The organism is Streptomyces lacrimifluminis (assembly GCF_014646095.1).
Classification (GTDB): Bacteria; Actinomycetota; Actinomycetes; order Streptomycetales; family Streptomycetaceae; genus Streptomyces; species Streptomyces lacrimifluminis.
Genome location: NZ_BMMU01000007.1, coordinates 269,744 through 287,341, shown reverse-complemented (window position 1 = coordinate 287,341; position 17,598 = coordinate 269,744). Strand labels below are relative to the sequence as shown.

The 17,598-nt window shown below is 69.5% G+C and carries 13 protein-coding genes and 1 pseudogene; 6 read left to right on the top strand and 8 right to left on the bottom strand.

Translation table 11 applies throughout. The features are described 5' to 3' along the window. Positions 1-13: 13 nt before the first annotated feature. The gene (gene hemE, locus IEY89_RS13985; RefSeq protein ID WP_189147698.1) at positions 14-1,108 is read right to left on the bottom strand and encodes a uroporphyrinogen decarboxylase; all 1,095 of its coding nucleotides are present in this window, start codon (positions 1,106-1,108) and stop codon (positions 14-16) included. Between the two features lie 171 nt (positions 1,109-1,279). Between hemE and IEY89_RS13980 the strand changes: the two genes are divergently transcribed. The 3 genes from IEY89_RS13980 to IEY89_RS13970 all read left to right on the top strand — a co-directional run bounded on the left by IEY89_RS13980 (position 1,280) and on the right by IEY89_RS13970 (position 4,428). Further along, positions 1,280-1,906, top strand: a complete 627-nt coding sequence (locus tag IEY89_RS13980) for a DUF3000 domain-containing protein (RefSeq protein WP_189147736.1) — start codon at positions 1,280-1,282, stop codon at positions 1,904-1,906. Between the two features lie 364 nt (positions 1,907-2,270). Then, positions 2,271-2,930, top strand: a complete 660-nt coding sequence (locus IEY89_RS13975; RefSeq protein ID WP_189147697.1) for a response regulator transcription factor — start codon at positions 2,271-2,273, stop codon at positions 2,928-2,930. Positions 2,931-3,138: 208 nt separating this feature from the next. Beyond that, positions 3,139-4,428 carry a ribonuclease D gene (locus IEY89_RS13970; protein WP_189147696.1) on the top strand — a complete coding sequence of 430 codons (1,290 nt, stop codon included), beginning with the start codon at positions 3,139-3,141 and terminating at the stop codon, positions 4,426-4,428. 180 nt (positions 4,429-4,608) lie between these two features. Here the strand turns inward: IEY89_RS13970 and IEY89_RS41910 are convergent. Beyond that, positions 4,609-4,692: pseudogene (locus tag IEY89_RS41910) on the bottom strand (carbohydrate ABC transporter permease); the annotation flags it as partial. Positions 4,693-5,057: 365 nt separating this feature from the next. Between IEY89_RS41910 and IEY89_RS13965 the strand changes: the two are divergent. Together IEY89_RS13965 and IEY89_RS13960 are read left to right on the top strand one after the other, a co-directional pair. Continuing rightward, positions 5,058-6,284, top strand: a complete 1,227-nt coding sequence (locus IEY89_RS13965) for a thiolase family protein (protein WP_189147695.1) — start codon at positions 5,058-5,060, stop codon at positions 6,282-6,284. After that, positions 6,281-8,407: a 3-hydroxyacyl-CoA dehydrogenase NAD-binding domain-containing protein gene (locus IEY89_RS13960; protein ID WP_189147694.1), complete on the top strand. Its 2,127-nt coding sequence runs from the start codon at positions 6,281-6,283 to the stop codon at positions 8,405-8,407. Before IEY89_RS13965 ends, IEY89_RS13960 begins: the two co-directional genes overlap by 4 nt. A gap of 212 nt (positions 8,408-8,619) precedes the next feature. Here the strand turns inward: IEY89_RS13960 and IEY89_RS13955 are convergent, their stop codons facing one another. Then, complete coding sequence (locus IEY89_RS13955; RefSeq protein ID WP_229695214.1) at positions 8,620-9,669, bottom strand: PLL family lectin; 1,050 nt, start codon at positions 9,667-9,669, stop codon at positions 8,620-8,622. Between the two features lie 114 nt (positions 9,670-9,783). Here IEY89_RS13955 and IEY89_RS13950 point away from each other — a divergent pair, with 114 nt between their 5' ends. Further along, positions 9,784-10,161 carry an NTP pyrophosphohydrolase gene (locus IEY89_RS13950; RefSeq protein WP_189147692.1) on the top strand — a complete coding sequence of 126 codons (378 nt, stop codon included), beginning with the start codon at positions 9,784-9,786 and terminating at the stop codon, positions 10,159-10,161. 49 nt (positions 10,162-10,210) lie between these two features. Here IEY89_RS13950 and IEY89_RS13945 read toward each other — a convergent pair whose 3' ends face one another. From IEY89_RS13945 to IEY89_RS13925, 5 genes are all read right to left on the bottom strand, one after another. Further along, complete coding sequence (locus IEY89_RS13945; RefSeq protein ID WP_189147691.1) at positions 10,211-11,707, bottom strand: amino acid permease; 1,497 nt, start codon at positions 11,705-11,707, stop codon at positions 10,211-10,213. Positions 11,708-11,887: 180 nt separating this feature from the next. Next, positions 11,888-13,813 (bottom strand): 1-deoxy-D-xylulose-5-phosphate synthase, encoded by a 1,926-nt coding sequence (dxs, locus tag IEY89_RS13940; RefSeq protein WP_189147690.1) that lies wholly within the window; start codon positions 13,811-13,813, stop codon positions 11,888-11,890. 261 nt (positions 13,814-14,074) lie between these two features. After that, on the bottom strand, positions 14,075-15,397 hold the full coding sequence (locus IEY89_RS13935) for a sugar ABC transporter permease (RefSeq protein ID WP_189147689.1): 1,323 nt from the start codon (positions 15,395-15,397) through the stop codon (positions 14,075-14,077). Further along, positions 15,394-16,185, bottom strand: coding sequence for an ATP-binding cassette domain-containing protein (locus IEY89_RS13930; RefSeq protein WP_078507121.1), 792 nt, complete (start codon positions 16,183-16,185; stop codon positions 15,394-15,396). Before IEY89_RS13930 ends, IEY89_RS13935 begins: the two co-directional genes overlap by 4 nt. A 258-nt stretch (positions 16,186-16,443) precedes the next feature. Next, entirely contained in the window at positions 16,444-17,532 is a 1,089-nt protein-coding gene (locus IEY89_RS13925) for a sugar ABC transporter substrate-binding protein (protein WP_229695213.1), read from the bottom strand. Positions 17,533-17,598 lie beyond the last annotated feature (66 nt).

Sequence of the window (17,598 nt, the reverse complement as noted above, 5' to 3'; positions counted from 1 at the left end):
GCCGATCCGCGACTCAGCGGGCGGTGTTCGTGTGCACGTACTCCACGAGGCGGGTCAGGGCGTCCGGGGGCGTGTTCGGCATGACGCCGTGGCCGAGGTTGAAGATGTGGCCCTCCAGACCCTTCGCAGAGTCCAGGACCTCGCGGGTCTTGGACTCGACGGCCTCCGTGGAGGCGAACAGGACCGTCGGGTCGAGGTTGCCCTGCAGCGCCTTGCCGGGGCCGACGCGACGGGCGGCCTCGTCGAGCGGGACGCGCCAGTCGACGCCCATGACATCCACGCCGGCCTCGCTCATGGGGGTAAGGAGTTCTCCGGTGCCGACACCGAAGTGGATGCGCGGCACGCCGTACCCCTCGACTGCCTTGAAGACCTTCTCGGAGGCGGGGAGCACCGAGCGGCGGTAGTCGACCGGGGCGAGGGCACCGGCCCAGGAGTCGAACAGCTGGACGGCGCTGGCGCCCGCCTCGATCTGAACCTTGAGGAAGGCCGCCGTGATGTCGGCGAGGCGGTCGAGAAGGTCGGCCCAGAGCTGCGGATCGCCGTACATGATCGCCTTGGCGTTCTCGTACGTCCGGGACGGGCCGCCCTCGACGAGGTAGCTGGCGAGCGTGAAGGGCGCCCCCGCGAAGCCGATGAGCGGGGTGGCGCCGAGCTCGCGGGTGAGCAGGCCGACGGCCTCGGTGATGTACGGCACGTCCTCGGGGGTGAGGTCGCGGAGCTGGGCGAGGTCCGCGCGGGTGCGGATCGGCTTCTCGACGACCGGGCCGACGCCGGGCTTGATGTCGAGGTCGACGCCGATGGCCTTGAGCGGGACGACGATGTCGCTGAAGTAGATCGCCGCGTCCACGTTGTGCCGGCGCACCGGCTGGAGCGTGATCTCCGTGACCAGCTCGGGCCGGGTGCAGGACTCCAGCATGGGGATGCCCTCGCGGACCTTGCGGTACTCGGGCAGGGAGCGCCCGGCCTGGCGCATGAACCACACGGGCGTGTGCGGCACCGGCTCGCGTCGGCACGCCTTCAGGAAGGCGGAATCCCGCACGGAGTCGTTCTTGACGGCGGCGGACGTCGCTGTCGGCTGCTGGCCCGCAGGGCTCTCGTTGGCGCTCACGACCAGAAGTCTCGCATGCCCCACCGACAGCCCCGCGAACAGCCCTGCCGACGGCTCTCGTCGGACTGTGGCCCGTCCCACGGGTGTCCCTCCCCGCACGGAGGCCCTGTTCCCCTTAATCTTCCCCGCATGGCTGCGGCTCAGGGACGACTGTCGGACGGCGCTGGCGGAATGGACGAGGCGAAGGGGGGAGACCGGGATGCGGTGGAGACGGCTCCGTTGCCCTTCCGGGCTGCTGTCGACGCGTTGCGGACCGCGCGGCTGAGGCCGCAGATCGAGATCGAGCCGACGCGGGCGCCCCAGCGCCTGGCGCCGTTCGCGTACGCGCTGGAGGCGGCGGTCGTCGACGGCGAGGAGGATCTGGCCGACGGCCGGCTCGTCCTGCTGCACGACCCGGCCGGGCACGACGCCTGGCAGGGCTCCTTCCGGCTGGTGACGCTGGTGCGCGCCGAGTTGGAGCCGGAGATGGCGGCCGACCCGCTGCTGCCCGACGTGTGCTGGTCCTGGCTGACCGGGGCGCTCCAGACGCGCGGGCTGTCGTACGGCGAGGCCAGCGGCACGGTCACGCGCGCGAGTTCGCACTACTTCGGCGGGATGTCGGAGCGGCCGGCCGCCTCCCAGATCGAGATCCGCGCCTCCTGGACACCCCACGAGGGCCCCGGCGGCGTCCCGGACACCGCGTCCCACCTCGCCTCCTGGTGCGACCTGCTCGCCCAGATCGCGGGCCTGCCGCCGGCCGGCCCCGGGGACGCGTCTGTGGTGACGCTGCCGCAGCGGCGGGGGCCCCAGTCCCGCTGACCCCACCCTGAGTACCCGCCGCTGACCCGAACTCACTGAACGGCCTTGCGGTCCCCGTACGGGGACCGCAAGGCCGTTCTTTCGCGCCCCCTCCACGCGTCCCCCTTCTCCCGGTATCGGCACGCCGTCTTTAGTAGCTCTTTGTCGATACGGCCACTTTCGGCCGCGTATCGACGCAGAGCGAAACCGTTCGATCTTCGGATGATCGATCGCGTGTCCGAATTGCACGGATTGTTACTCACCAGATCGTGATCTTTCTCTAAAGGAGCACAGGTTTGATGCCGAAGACCTCTGTGACCTTGAAAGCACGGTCGATCCGGTTTCACCCCCAGGACCGGATCCGTTCCGCACTCCAGGAGGCCTGGTGTCCGTTCTTCTTGAGCAGCCCGCAAGCCTGGTCGCCTACCGCCCGAACAAGCCGACCGCCATGGTGGTCGTGGCCGACCCCCGCGTCCGCTCCACCGTCACCCGCCATCTGTGGGCGCTCGGTGTGCGCGATGTGATCGAGGCCTCGTCCATCGCGGAGGCTCGTCCCCGCATCGGCAACCCCCGCGACATCTGCGTCGCCGACGTCCACCTGCCCGACGGCAGCGGGCTCACCCTGCTGTCCGAGACCCGTGCCGCGGGCTGGCCCAACGGCCTGGCCCTGTCCGCCGCCGACGACATCGGAGCCGTGCGCAACGCCCTCGCGGGCGGCGTGAAGGGCTACGTCGTCACCGGCACCCGCAACAACATCGGGCTTCCCGGCCGACCGGGCGCCGCCCCCGTCGGTGCCGGTGCCCGTATGCACCGCCGCCCCCCGGGTGCCCCGAGCCACCCGGGCGGCTACCGCGAGCTGTCCGGCCGCGAGGTCGAGGTCCTGCGACTGGTCGCAGAGGGCCAGTCGAACAAGGCGATCGGCGTCTCCATGGGCCTGTCCGCGCTGACCGTCAAGAGCCACCTCGCCCGCATCGCCCGCAAGCTCGGCACGGGCGACCGCGCCGGGATGGTGGCGGTGGCCCTGCGGACCGGAATCATCCACTGACACCAGCCCGATCCTGATCCTGATCCTGATCACTGACGAACGACCATCGGCGGCCGACCACTGACGACCGCCCTGCCACCACTCCTGACCGAGATGACCGACAGAATTCACTGACACGTGTGACACGTGACCGGTTTACGACCCCAAGGCGCCCGTCGACGGAACGTTCCGTCGGCGGGCGCCTTCCATACACAGATACCCTTGACAGGTGACCGAAGCCCAAGAGACCGCAGCAGACAGCTCACTGCGAACCACCGGAGGCGCCCCTCCGGACGACAACGGATCTTCTGAGGCTCAGGCGCCGATCCCCCTCCTCGATCCCCGTGACGGGATTCCGCCCGTCGTCGCCGACGAGAACTCGCTCGCCGAGGTGATCGCCGCGTTCGCCGCGGGCACCGGCCCGGTCGCCGTCGACGCCGAACGGGCATCCGGTTACCGCTACGGACAGCGCGCCTATCTGGTGCAGATGCGCCGCCAGGGCGCCGGAACCGCGCTCATCGACCCCGTCGCCTGCCCCGACCTGTCGGGCCTCGGCGAGGCTCTCAGCGGCGTGGAATGGGTGTTGCACGCCGCCACCCAGGACCTGCCCTGTCTCCGTGAGATAGGTATGGTCCCCACCCACCTGTTCGACACCGAACTGGCCGGACGGCTGGCCGGGTTCCCCCGGGTCGGCCTGGGCGCGATGGTCGAGGGTGTCCTGGGCTTCGTACTGGAGAAGGGCCACTCCGCGGTCGACTGGTCGACCCGGCCGCTGCCCGAGCCCTGGCTGCGGTATGCGGCACTTGACGTCGAACTCCTGGTCGACCTGCGGGACGCGCTGGAGAAGGAGCTGGACCGGCAGGGCAAGCTGGAGTGGGCCCGCGAGGAGTTCGACGCCATCGCGTCGGCGCCGCCGCCGGAGCCCCGCAAGGACCCCTGGCGGCGCACGTCAGGCATGCACAAGGTGCGTCGGCGTCGGCAACTCGCCGTCGTACGGGAGTTGTGGGAGACCCGGGACCGGATCGCACAGCGCAGAGACGTCTCTCCGGGCAAGGTGCTGTCGGACGCGGCCATCGTCGAGGCCGCTCTCGCCGTGCCGGCCAACGTCCACGCCCTGGCCGCGCTGACCGGATTCGGGCATCGGATGGGACGGCGGCAGCTGGAGCAGTGGCAGGCGGCGGTGGACAGCGTGAAGGCGCTCACCGACTCGCAGTTGCCCCAGCCCGGTCAGCCCGTGATCGGGCCTCCGCCGCCGCGCGCCTGGGCCGACAAGGATCCGGTGGCCGCGGCCCGGTTGTCCGCCGCGCGAGCCGGGGTCTCCGCGCTGGCCGAACGGCTGAACATGCCTCAGGAGAATCTGATCACTCCGGACACGGTGAGAAGGGTTTGCTGGGAGCCGCCCACTCCTGTGGACGCCGGTTCCGTGGCCATTGCCCTTGCGGGGTACGGGGCTCGGAGCTGGCAGGTGGAGCAGGTGACGCCCGTTCTGGTGGAGGCACTTTCCGCCGAGGCGTCGTAAGGGTTCTGCTGGGTGGCGGGCGCGGGTCGCCTGCGGCTGCTCGCGCAGTTGCCCGCGCCCCCGACCAGCTCACCTCGGCGAAGAGGCCCTGCAAGCGGAACAGGGACGTCGAAATCAGGCCAAGATCTTCGAACGGAAGGTGGGGGCGTCGGTTCGGCACAACGCCCCTGCGCAGGAGGGCGCGACGGGTGCGCAGAGGGTTTCGAACACGCCGAAGCCGTTGACGATCCGGAACGTCGCCACCTGTGTCGTGACGCCGGGCACCGGAGGCGGGGGCGGGGGCGGGGCGGGGGCGCCGCATCCGGCGGGTACGCCCTTGTCACTCCTCGGGGGTCTCTTGCGCCGCCCCAGGGCCTGAGACCGCCTGTCTGATCGCGGAGGCGGGTTGGGGGGTTGCGAGCCGGATCCGGCAGATCGCGTCCCTCGCCGGAGGCGCGCACCGACTCAGTTCCGCGCCCTTCGGGCGGACACATGTAACCGGCGGTAACATGCGAAAGCCGTGTGACGTTCGCCGCTCCCCCGTTCAGGGGTGTGCAGCGCTGTTACTCGCAAGTAGCATGGGGCTGAGCGCCCGCTCAGCGGTTGCGTATCGCAGCAGTGCCGTCCCGCACCTCTGGAGGAAAGCCATCGTGCCTCGTACCGTCAGGGATGTCGTCTTCGTCGACGGCGTCCGCACCCCGTTCGGCAAGGCGGGCCCGAAGGGCATCTACCACGAGACCCGCGCCGACGACCTCGTCGTGAAGGCGATCCGGGAGCTGCTGCGCCGCAACCCGGGTCTCGACCCGAAGAAGATCGACGAGGTCGCCATCGCCGCGACCACGCAGATCGGTGACCAGGGTCTGACTCTGGGCCGCACGGCGGGCATCCTCGCCGGGCTGCCGCAGTCCGTCCCGGGTTACTCCATCGACCGGATGTGTGCGGGCGCCCTGACCGCCGTCACCGCCACCGCCGGTTCGATCGCCTTCGGCGCGTACGACGCCGTCATCGCCGGCGGCGTCGAGCACATGGGCCGTCACCCCATGGGTGAGGGCGTCGACCCGAACCCGCGGTTCGTGAGCGAGAAGCTCGTCGACGAGTCGGCCCTGTTCATGGGTATGACCGCCGAGAACCTGCACGACCGGTATCCGCACATCACCAAGCTGCGCGCCGACGAGTACGCCGTGCGCTCGCAGGAGAAGGCCGCCAAGGCGTACGCCAACGGCAAGATCCAGCAGGACCTGGTGCCCATCTCCGTACGGAACACCAACGCGGAGGTCGGCGAGACGGGCTTCGGCCTCGTCACCGCCGACGAGCCGATGCGGCCGGGGACCACCCTGGAGAACCTGAGCGGGCTGAAGACGCCGTTCCGTGTGCACGGGCGGGTCACCGCGGGTAACGCGGCCGGTCTGAACGACGGTGCCACCGCGTCGATCATCGCGTCCGAGGAGTTCGCGCGCGAGAACAACCTGCCCGTCAAGATGCGCCTCGTCTCGTACGCCTTCGTCGGCGTCGAGCCCGAGGTCATGGGCTACGGGCCGATCCCGGCGACCGAGAAGGCCCTCGCCAAGGCCGGCCTCGGCATCGGTGACATCGGCCTGTTCGAGGTCAACGAGGCCTTCGCCGTCCAGGTCCTGGCCTTCCTCGACCACTACGGCATCGCGGACGACGACGCGCGTGTGAACCAGTACGGCGGTGCCATCGCCTTCGGTCACCCGCTCGCCTCGTCGGGTGTGCGCCTGATGACGCAGCTCGCTCGCCAGTTCGAGGAGCAGCCGGAGGTCCGTTACGGCCTCACCACCATGTGCGTCGGCTTCGGCATGGGCGCCACCGTCATCTGGGAGAACCCGAACCACAAGGACGCCGGAGGCGACAAGTGAGCACCACCGAACTCCTCAAGGGCGCGGCCGAGCTGTTCCCCGACGAGGTCGTGACGTCCGCGCACGTACGCCACCTCGACCTGCCGTTCAACGCCGGCCGTTTCGCGCTGATCACCCTCGACAACGGCTTCGACCACACCAAGCCGACCACCTTCGGCCCTGCCTCGCTGGCGAACCTGAGCATCGCCATCGACCAGGTCGAGAAGGAGGCGTCGGCCGGCGAGATCGTCGGTGTCGGCATCACCGGCAAGCCGTTCATCTTCGCGGTCGGCGCGGACCTCAAGGGCGTGGAGCTCCTGAAGAACCACTCCGACGCGCTCGCCATCGGCAAGGGCGGCCACGAGGTCTTCAAGCGGCTGTCCGGGATCGCCGTCCCGACCTTCGCCTACTACAACGGTGCCGCCATGGGCGGTGGCGTCGAGGTCGGTCTGCACTGCTCGTACCGGACCGTTTCCGCGGCCCTGCCGGCCTTCTCGCTGCCCGAGGTCTTCCTCGGTCTGGTTCCCGGCTGGGGCGGCTGCACGATCCTGCCGAACCTGATCGGCGCGGACAACGCCGTCACGGTGATCATCGAGAACTCGCTCAACCAGAACAAGCAGCTCAAGGGCGGGCAGGTCTACGACCTCGGGATCGCCGACGCGCTCTTCGAGGGCGCGGACTTCCTGGAGCAGTCGCTGTCGTGGACGGCCGCCGTCCTCAAGGGCGAGATCGCCGTCGAGCGCCCGGCGATCGACCGTGGTGAGGCCTGGGACCAGGCCGTCGCGCGCGGCCGGTTCGTCGCCGACAGCAAGGTGCACGGGGCCGCCCCGGCCGCCTACCGCGCGCTGGACATCATCGCCGCGGCCAAGGACGGCGACCTGCAGAAGGGCTACGACGCCGAGGACGTGGCGCTCGCCGACCTGATCATGGGTGGCGAACTGCGCTCCGGCATCTACGCCTTCAACCTGGTCCAGAAGCGCGGCAAGCGTCCGGCGGGTGCGCCGGACAAGTCGCTCGCGCGTCCGGTCACCAAGGTCGGCGTCGTGGGCGCGGGCCTGATGGCCTCGCAGCTCGCGCTGCTCTTCCTGCGCCGCCTGGAGGTGCCGGTCGTGCTGACCGACATCGACCAGGAGCGCGTCGACAAGGGTGTGGGCTACGTCCACGCCGAGATCGACAAGCTGCTGCTCAAGGGCCGCGTCAACCAGGACAAGGCCAACCGTCTGAAGGCCCTGGTCACCGGTGTCCTGGACAAGGCGGAGGGCTTCTCCGACGCCGACTTCATCATCGAAGCCGTCTTCGAGGAGATCGGCGTCAAGCAGCAGGTGTTCGCGGAGGTCGAGGCGGTCGCCCCGGCGCACGCGATCCTGGCCACCAACACCTCCTCGCTGTCCGTCTCCGAGATGGCGTCGAAGCTCAAGAACCCCGAGCGGGTCGTGGGCTTCCACTTCTTCAACCCGGTCGCGATCCTGCCGCTCCTGGAGATCGTGCGCGGCGAGCAGACCGACGACGCCTCGCTGGCCACGGCGTTCGGTGTCGCCAAGAAGCTGAAGAAGACCGCGGTGCTGGTGAAGGACGCTCCGGCGTTCGTCGTGAACCGTATCCTCACGCGCTTCATGGGCGAGATCCAGAACGTGATCGACGAGGGTACGCCGGTCGAGGTCGCGGAGAAGGCGGTGGAGCCGCTGGGTCTGCCGATGTCGCCGCTGGTGCTGCTGGAGCTGGTCGGTCCGGCGATCGGCCTGCACGTCTCGGAGACCCTCAACCGGGCGTTCCCGGACCGCTTCACGGTCTCGCCGAACCTCGCCGCCGTCGTCAAGGCGGGCAAGCGCGGCTTCTACGTGTACGACAGCGGGAAGCCCGAGTTGGACCCCGAGGTCGCCGCGCTGCTGAAGCAGGGGGATGTCGTCCTGAGCGAGGAGCAGGTGCGGGACCGGGTGCTCGACGCGGTCGCCCAGGAGATCGGGCTCATGCTCGACGAGGGTGTCGTGGCCGAGGCCCAGGACATCGACCTGTGCCTGATCACGGGCGCGGGGTGGCCCTTCCACCTGGGCGGGATCACGCCGTACCTGGACCGTGAGGGTGTCTCCGAGCGGGTGAACGGGAAGCGGTTCCTGGAGGCCGGGGTGGCTTCCGTACCGGTGTAGCGGTCGGTTCGTCGTGGTTGCCGAGTGCCCTGTACGCCGTTATGGCGTGCGGGGCATTTGGTTTTCGCCCTCGCCGCCCCTACCCGTCCCGTCCACGGGGGCTCCGCCCCCGAACCCCCGCTCCTCAAACGCCGGAGAGGCTGTAACAACCAGCCCGTCCGGCGTTTGAGGACGAGGCCGTTCAGGCCGACAGCGGGGGCGAGGAGACCCCGTCAGACCACTCCCCATGCCTCCAGGGCCAGGCCCGCCTCCCGCTTGCGCCGCGCGACCCTCAGTTCTCCGCCCCCGGGGATCACCGTCGCCGCGACCACCCTGCCGCTCGCGTCCTCCGTCAGCGACACCCTTGCGTCCAGGGGGAGTTGGGGGCCCGACTCGGTCCACCACGCCCCCGCCGACTCCTGCTCCGTCGGATACGCGGCGAAGGCCACCCGCCCGCTCGCCGAGCGCTGCGCGAGCAACGTGCAGTCGACCTCGTCGAGGGTGCAGCGGATCACCGACACCGGGCCGGGACCCGCGCCCGGGAGCAGTTCGACCGGCTCGCCGCCCGGACGCCACGCGCACACCGTGTCCGTCTCGTCCGTGTAGAACAGCGTCACGTGTTCGTCGGACGTGACCAGCGCCCGCAGGCTTCCCTGGCGGGCCGTCACCTTCAGCGGGCTCGCGTCGAGTTCCGGGATCCAGCCGGGGCCGCCCTGCGTCCAGCGCAGGATGCCGTGGGGCGAGTTGCCGTACAGCTCGACGCGTCCGGACGCACGTGTGACCGCCGTCAGCCGCTCTTCCACGTCCTCGCCCTTGAGGTCGCGCCAGGGGCCCCACCCACCGCGCTCCTTCTGGCCGCGCATGCTGACCCCGCCCACGGCGTTCCGTACGAAGACATGGGCGCGTCCCTCCGCGTCGACGGCGACCGCCGGTACGCCGGTCCGGTCGCCCTTCTGGTTCGGGTGGCCGAGGGGCGTCCAGTCGAGGGCGGCGAGCGCGGGGCGGAAGTGTGTGGTGTGGACGAGGCCCGACTCACCCTTCACCGTGGGGCGCCACGTCGCCAAGTGGGCGTACTCGTCGGCGCCTTGGCCGACGCCCAGCATGGGGTGCACGCGCTGGTCACCGCCGATGCGCCGGGGCGCGAGCCAGGGCCCGCCGGGCCGGGACTCCGCGCGGCAGACGATCCCGTCTCCCACGGCGTCGTACGCGCTCAGCCGGCCGTCGCGACCCCGTATGAGCCAGTCACCGTTGACCGACTCGGGACGCCCCGCGGCCGTGGTCACGGAAGGAGGAACAATGGGCACTGGACCACTTTAGTGTGCTCTTACCTTTGCCGCGCCCCCCGGCCCCCTCATCCGGTATCCCTGATTCCGGTCCCGCGTGCGACCCTGATCCGCATGGATGCCCCTCTGCTCGTGATCGTCGACGCCGCGAATGTCGTCGGCTCGGTACCCGACGGCTGGTGGCGGGACCGGCGCGGGGCGGCGGAGCGCCTGCGGGACCGGCTGGTGGCGTACGCGGAGAGCGGATTGCCAGGTCGGGCGGGGCCGGTGGAGATCGTCCTGGTGGTCGAGGGCGCGGCCCGTGGGGTGCCCTCGGTGCCGGGTGTACGGGTCGATTCCGCGCCCGGCAGCGGCGACGACCGGATGGTCGAGCTGGTCGCCGAGGCCGGGGACCGGGAACGCCTTGTCGTCACTGCGGACCGTGAACTGCGGGGCAGGGTCGCGGAGTTGGGCGCCGAGGTCACCGGGCCCCGTACGGTACGGAACGACTAGCCCGCCGTACCGTACGGAATCCGATGAGCGACTCCGCCGACCGTGCGGGTCAGTTGGTGCCGGCCGTCGCCGACTCCTCGCGTCCGAGGCGGCTGCGGGTGCGGCCGTACACGAAGTACACGAGGCAGCCGATCGCCATCCAGACCCCGAACCGGAGCCAGGTCTCGGCGGGCAGGTTCAGCATCAGCCAGAGCGAGGCGAGCACCGACAGGATCGGGAGGAACGGCACCCACGGGGTCCGGAAGGCCCGGGGCAGGTCGGGGCGGGACCTGCGAAGGATGATCACACCGATCGCGACGACGATGAAGGCGAACAGCGTCCCGATGTTCACCAGTTCGGCCAGTTCGCTCAGCGGGGTGAAGCCGGCGACGATCGCGATGATCACGCCCAGCAGGATCGTCGGCCGGTGCGGTGTCCTGAACCGCGGATGAACGTGGGAGAAGAAGCGCGGCAGCAGACCGTCGCGGCTCATCGCGAAGAAGACGCGGGTCTGACCGAGGAGAAGGATCATGCAGACCGTCGTCAGGCCGACCGCGGCGCCGAAACTGATGAAGCCCGCGAACCACGGGTGCCCGGTGGCCTTGAAGGCGTCGGCGAGCGGCGCGGTCACCGACAGGTCGGTGTAGTGCTGCATGCCGGTCACCACGATCGACACCGCGACGTACAGGGTGGTGCAGATGACGAGGGAGCCGAGGATGCCCCGGGGCATGTCCCGTTGCGGGTTCTTCGTCTCCTCGGCGGCGGTGGCCACCACGTCGAAGCCGATGAAGGCGAAGAAGACGACCGAGGCGGCGGTGAAGACGCCCATCACGCCGAAGTTGGACGGCGCCCACCCGAACATCAGCTGGATGAGCGGTGATTGGAGGCCGTCGCCGGCCGGCACCGCCTGCGCCTCCGGGATGAACGGGTCGTAGTTGTCGCCCTTGACGAAGAAGGCGCCCGCGATGATCACGACGAGGACGACGGTCACCTTGATGGCGACGACGATCGAGGTGACGCGCGCGGAGAGCTTCGTGCCGAGCACGAGGATGCCGGTCAGCGCCAGGACCAGCGCGGCGGCGAGGATGTCGAAGCCGAAGCCGTCGGCCGCGTCTCGGCCGCTGAGCGCCTCCGGCAGGTGCCAGCCCGCGTTGGCGAGGAGCGAGGTGACGTACCCGGACCAGCCGACGGCCACCACCGCCGTACCGAGGGCGAACTCCAGTACCAGGTCCCAGCCGATGATCCAGGCGGGCAGTTCACCGAGCGAGGCGTACGCGAACGTGTACGCGGACCCGGCCACCGGGACCGTGGAGGCGAACTCGGCGTAGCAGAGCGCCGCGAGGGCACAGACGACCCCGGCGACCACGAAGGCCAGGGCGACGGCGGGGCCGGCGTTGTTCTTGGCGACCGTGCCGGTGAGGACGAAGATGCCGGTGCCGATGATGACACCGACGCCGAACACCGTCAGATCCAGCGCGGACAGGGATTTCTTGAGCGCGTGTTCCGGTTCCTCGGTGTCGCGGATGGACTGTTCGACCTTCTTCGTCCTGAAGAGGGTGCTGCTCATGGGCGTACCTCCCACGCTGTGTCGTCCCGGACATGATCGAGAGGGGGCGATGGGGGCCCCGGTCGAGTGAAACCGAGACTGGGGGAGCGCATGCCCCGGGCACGAGGGAATTCACGCTAATGGGCCGGTTTCCCCACCGTAAAGGGTGGGGAAACCGGCCCATGGGGGCTCATCCGTGGGTCAGTCGCGGGCGGGCTCCACCGAGTCCACCTCGGACTGCTCGAACCGTCCGTCGATCCTGGAGACAAGGCCGGTGACCTGGCGGGCGATGTCCGGTGCCGTCAGACCGATCTCCGCCATGACCTCGGCCCGGGAGGCGTGGTCGAGGAAGCGCGGCGGGATACCGAAGTCGCGCAGCGGTACGTCGACCCCCGCGTCCCGCAGTGCCTGCGCGACGGCCGAACCGACGCCGCCCACCCGGGAGTTGTCCTCGACGGTGACAACCACGCGGTGCCGCTCGGCGAGCGGTGCCATGGCCTCGTCGACGGGCTTGACCCAGCGCGGGTCGACGACGGTGGTCGAGATGCCCTGCTGGTCCAGCAGCCCGGCGATCTCCAGGCACATGGGTGCCAGGGCGCCCACGGAGACGAGGAGCACGTCCGGTGTGTCGGTGCCGGGCTCGCGCAGCACGTCCATGCCGCCGACGCGTCCCACGGCGGGTACGGCGGGGCCGACGGCGCCCTTCGAGAAGCGGACGACGGTCGGCGCGTCGTCGACCTCGACGGCCTCGCGGAGCTGGGCGCGGACCTGGTCGGCGTCGCGCGGCGCGGCGAGCCGGAGGCCCGGGACGACCTGGAGGATCGACATGTCCCACATACCGTTGTGAGAGGCCCCGTCGGTGCCGGTGACGCCGGCCCGGTCGAGCACGAACGTCACGCCGCACCTGTGCAGCGCCACGTCCATGAGGACCTGGTCGAAAGCCCGGTTCAGGAAGGTCGCGTACACCGCGAAGACGGGGTGCACTCCCCCGGTGGCGAGCCCGGCCGCCGAGACGGCGCCGTGCTGCTCCGCGATGCCGACGTCGTAGATGCGGTCCGGGAAGGCGTCCGCGAACTTCTTCAGGCCGACGGGCTGGAGCATCGCGGCCGTGATGGCGACGATGTCCTCGCGTTCCCTGCCGAGCCGGACCATCTCGTCGCCGAAGACGGAGGTCCAGTCGGCGCCCGAGACCTTGACCGGCAGGCCCGTGTCGGGGTGGATGGGGCCGATGCCGTGGAAGCGGTCGGCCTCGTCCTGGAGGGCGGGCTGGTAGCCGCGGCCCTTCTCGGTGAGGCAGTGCACGATGACCGGGCCGCCGAAGCGCTTGGCGCGGGCCAGCGCGGACTCCAGGGCCTCGATGTCGTGGCCGTCGATCGGGCCGACGTACTTGAGCCCCAGGTCCTCGAACATGCCCTGCGGGGCGATGAAGTCCTTGAGACCCTTCTTGGCACCGTGCAGGGTCCCGTACAGCGGTCTGCCGACGACCGGGGTCCGCTCCAGCAGGTCCTTGCCCTTGGCGAGGAACCGCTCGTAGCCGTCCGTCGTGCGCAGGGTGGCCAGGTGGTTGGCGAGGCCGCCGATGGTCGGCGCGTACGAACGCTCGTTGTCGTTGACGACGATGACCAGCGGGCGGTCCTTGGCGTCGGCGATGTTGTTCAGCGCCTCCCAGGCCATACCGCCGGTGAGCGCGCCGTCACCGATGACGGCGACCACGTGGTGGTCGTCGCGTTTCAGTACCTGGTTGGACTTCGCGAGGCCGTCGGCCCAGCCGAGGACCGTCGAGGCGTGCGAGTTCTCGATGACGTCGTGCTCAGACTCGGCCTGCGACGGGTAGCCCGACAGGCCGCCCTTCATCTTCAGGCGCGAGAAGTCCTGGCGGCCCGTGAGCAGTTTGTGCACGTAGGACTGGTGGCCCGTGTCCCACAGCACCTTGTCCTTCGGCGAGTCGAAGACCCGGTGCAGCGCGATGGTGAGCTCGACGACCCCGAGGTTGGGTCCGAGGTGGCCGCCGGTCTTGGAGACCGCGTCGACGAGGAAGGTCCGGATCTCCTCGGCCAGCTGGTCGAGCTGCTCCAGGCTGAGCCGGTCAAGATCGCGCGGTCCCTTGATGCGGGTCAGCAGCGGCACCCGTGCCTCCTTGCAGTAGAGCTGATCGAGCTTTCGCCGGGCGTGTCGAGTCTAGTGTTCCGCCTTCGCGACCGACGCCCGGCCTCTGCGTGATACGTCACGCGATCGGCCGTACCCAAGAAATGTGTTGTCTATGACACGCCTGTACCCGGCATCGTGTTCGACGCCGGGTACAGGCGCGCCCCAAAGGGGCGCGGGGAACTGCGCGACCAGCCACAACGGGCCGGCAGCAGAACAACCACCGCGACCCCTACAGCACCATCAGGCGCGCCCGGCGGCCTTCTGGCTCCGCCGGGACACCGAGTCGATCACAACGGCACCCAGCAGCACCGCACCCGTGATCATGTACTGGATCGACGTGTTCATGTTCAGCAGATCCAGACCCGTCTGGATGGACTGGATCACCAACATGCCCAGCAACGCCGACCACACCGTGCCCCGCCCACCGAACAGGCTGGTACCACCGATGACGGCCGCCGCGATGGCGAGCATCAGCGTGTTGCCGCCACCCGCGTTCAGCGTGGCACTGGCCGTCTGACCGGCGAAGAACATACCGCCGATCGCCGCGAACCCGCCGGAGATGGCGAACACGGTGATACGGATCATCGGCACGTTGATACCGGCCCTGCGGGCCGCCTCGATGCCGCCGCCGACCGCGAAGACCTTGCGGCCGTACGTCGTACGGCGGAGCACGAAGTCCACGATCACCAGTGCAGCGAGGAAGATCACCAGGGCGTTGGACACGCCGGCCGAGTTGTTGAGCACGGCCGCGGCGGCGAAGGCCGCCACGGCGAGCGCGCCGACCCGCAGGGCGATCTCGCTGGTGGGCCTGAACGGCACCCCGGCGGCCTTGCGCCGACGCTGTTCACCGAAGGAGCCGACGAGCATCGACAGGACACCGAGGCCGGCCAGCAGGTAGGCACCGATGACGGCCTGGTCCATGAAGAAGGAACTCTGGCCGAACAGCTTGACCGGGCCCTCGTCGGCCGGGATGTTGATGGTGCCGCTGGAGCCGAGCAGCCACAGCATCAGGCCGTTCCAGCCGAGGAAACCGGCCAGCGTCACGACGAACGCGGGTACGCCGATCTTGGCGAAGAACCAGCCGTGCAGTGCGCCGATGCCGATGCCGGTCACGATGGTCAGGATCAGCGCGAGCCAGCCGTTCATCCCGTGGGTGACCACGAAGACGGCGAAGAGCGTGGACGCGAAACCGCTGACCGAGCCGACGGAGAGGTCGATCTCACCGAGCAGCAGCACGAACACCAGGCCGATGGCGAGCATGCCGGTGGCCGAGAGGTAGTAGCTGATGTTGGAGAGGTTGTCGGCGCTGAGGAAGCGGTCGTTCTGGAGCTGGAAGATCGTCCAGATGACGATCAGACCGATGACAACCGGCAGCGAGCCCAGTTCACCGCCCTTCACCTTGCGCTTGAACTCGGTGACGTAGCCCTTGAGGCCCTCGTCGCGGACCAGCAGCCGCGGGTCGACGACGGACACCGGCGCCGCGGTCGGGTCGTCGGCGGGTGCCACCGTCTTCTGGTGCTCCGACCCTGGGTCGGGCTTCACGGTCTTGGACGTGTCGCTCACTTTGCCGCCTCCGTGTCGCGACGCCCCGCACGACGGGTCACGGCGTTGTCCGTGGCTCCGGTGATCGCGGCGATGATCTCTTCGTGGCTCGTGGTCTTCACGGGGAAGGAGCCGTTGTTCTTGCCGAGGCGCAGGACGTGGACGGTGTCCGCGACCGCCTTCACGTCGGCCATGTTGTGGCTGATGAGGATGACGCCGAGGTTGCGCTCGCGCAGCCGCTCGACCAGGTCGAGGACCTGGGCGGTCTGCTCGACGCCGAGGGCGGCGGTGGGCTCGTCGAGGATGACGACCTTGGGGTCGCCGATCAGGGCGCGCGCGATGGCGACGACCTGACGCTGGCCGCCGGAGAGGCTGGCGATCGGGATGCGCACACTCGGGATGCGGATGGAGAGGGTGCTCAGCAGTTCGCGGGCGTTCTTCTCCATCGACACCTCGTCGATGACGCCGCGGTGCAGCAGCTCACGTCCGAGGTAGAGGTTGCCGACCACATCGAGGTTGTCGCACAGGGCGAGGTCCTGATAGACGGTCGCGACGCCGAGTCCCTGGGCGTCGTGCGGCTTGTTGATGCTGACCGGGTTGCCTTCCCACTCGATGACGCCCTCATCGATGGGGTGAACGCCCGCGATCGTCTTGACCAGGGTCGACTTTCCTGCGCCGTTGTCGCCCACCAGGGCGACCACTTCTCCGGGGTGGACCTCCAGCTCTACGTCGGTGAGGGCCTGGACCGCACCGAACCGCTTGGAGACTCCGCGCAACGCCAACACGGGCGTAGCGGACACGTGAACCATCTCCTTCGCCGCCTGACCGGCGGGGATGCCGCGCTTGGGGTAGGCGCGGAGGGGTGTGCGCGATGGCACTGGTTTACAGGACGAACATGCGCGAACCCGCTGCCGGTGGCAACGGTTCCGTCCGACGCCCGGCCCGGCAGCGGGGTATGAAGGCCGGGTCGGGCGTCGGACAGGTCTCGCGGGACCGCCGGGCGGTCATGTCCGGGTGGGCGCCTGTGAGCGCCCGCCCGGTGCCGGCGGTCCTGGTGTGCCGACCGCCTACTGGAGACCGGCGGTCTTGCAGGCGGCGGCGAACTCGCCGGCGCAGATCTCGGCGACGGTGTAGAGCTTGTCCTTGACGACCGTGTCCGCGATGTTGGCCTTGGTGACCGACACCGGGGTCAGCAGCTGCGAGGGGACCTTGTCGCCGGAGCCGCTGGTCAGGGTCTCGGTGGCGAGCGAGTCGATGCTCTTGCCGTCGAGCAGGTTGACCGCGATCTGGGCGGCGGCGTCGGCCTCCGGCTTGAAGGCCTTGTAGACGGTGCTGGACTGGGTGCCGGCGACGATGCGCTGGATACCCGCGAGCTCCGCGTCCTGGCCGGTCAGCGGGATACCGCTGATGCCCGCGCCCTTCAGGGTGTTGGCGATGCCACCGGCCATGCCGTCGTTGGCGGCGTAGACGCCCGCGATGTTCTTGGCGCCGAGCTGCGTGATCGCGGCCGACATCTTCTGGGCGGCGACGGTGTCCTTCCACAGGCCGGACTGCTCGTAGGCGATGTCGACCTTGCCGTCGAGGGCCTTGTGCGCGCCCTCCTTGAACTGACCGGCGTTCGGGTCGGCGTCGTCACCGTTGATCATGACGACCTTGGACTTCGGGGTCGCCTTGGCACCGAGGGAGGCGAGCAGGGCCTCACCCTGGAGCTCACCGACCTTGACGTTGTCGAAGGAGACGTACGCGGAGACCGGGCCCTGGGCCAGACGGTCGTACGCGACGACCTTGATGCCCTTGTCGACCGCCGTCTTGATGGACGACTTGATCGCGGCGGAGTCCTGGGCGCTGACCACGATCACCTTGACACCCTTGGTGATCATGCTGCTGACCTGCTGGGCCTGCTTGGCCGCGTCACCGGCTGCGTTCGCGTACTCGACCTTGCAGTCGGAACACAGCTCCTTGACCTTCGCTACGAAGAACGGCTTGTCGAACTTCTCGTAGCGCGCGGTCACGCTGTCCGGGAGCAGCAGACCGATGGTCTTGTCGCCCGAGCCGCTGTCCTTGTCGTCGTCGCCGGCCTTGCCACAAGCGGCCACGGCGAGAGCCATGGAAACAGCCGTGGTACCGATCACGACTCTACGCATCATCGCGTTCATTTGGTGGTGCCTCCCTGACAGGGCCGCAACGCTGCGACCGAGGTGGCTGGAAGTCAACTCGGCCAC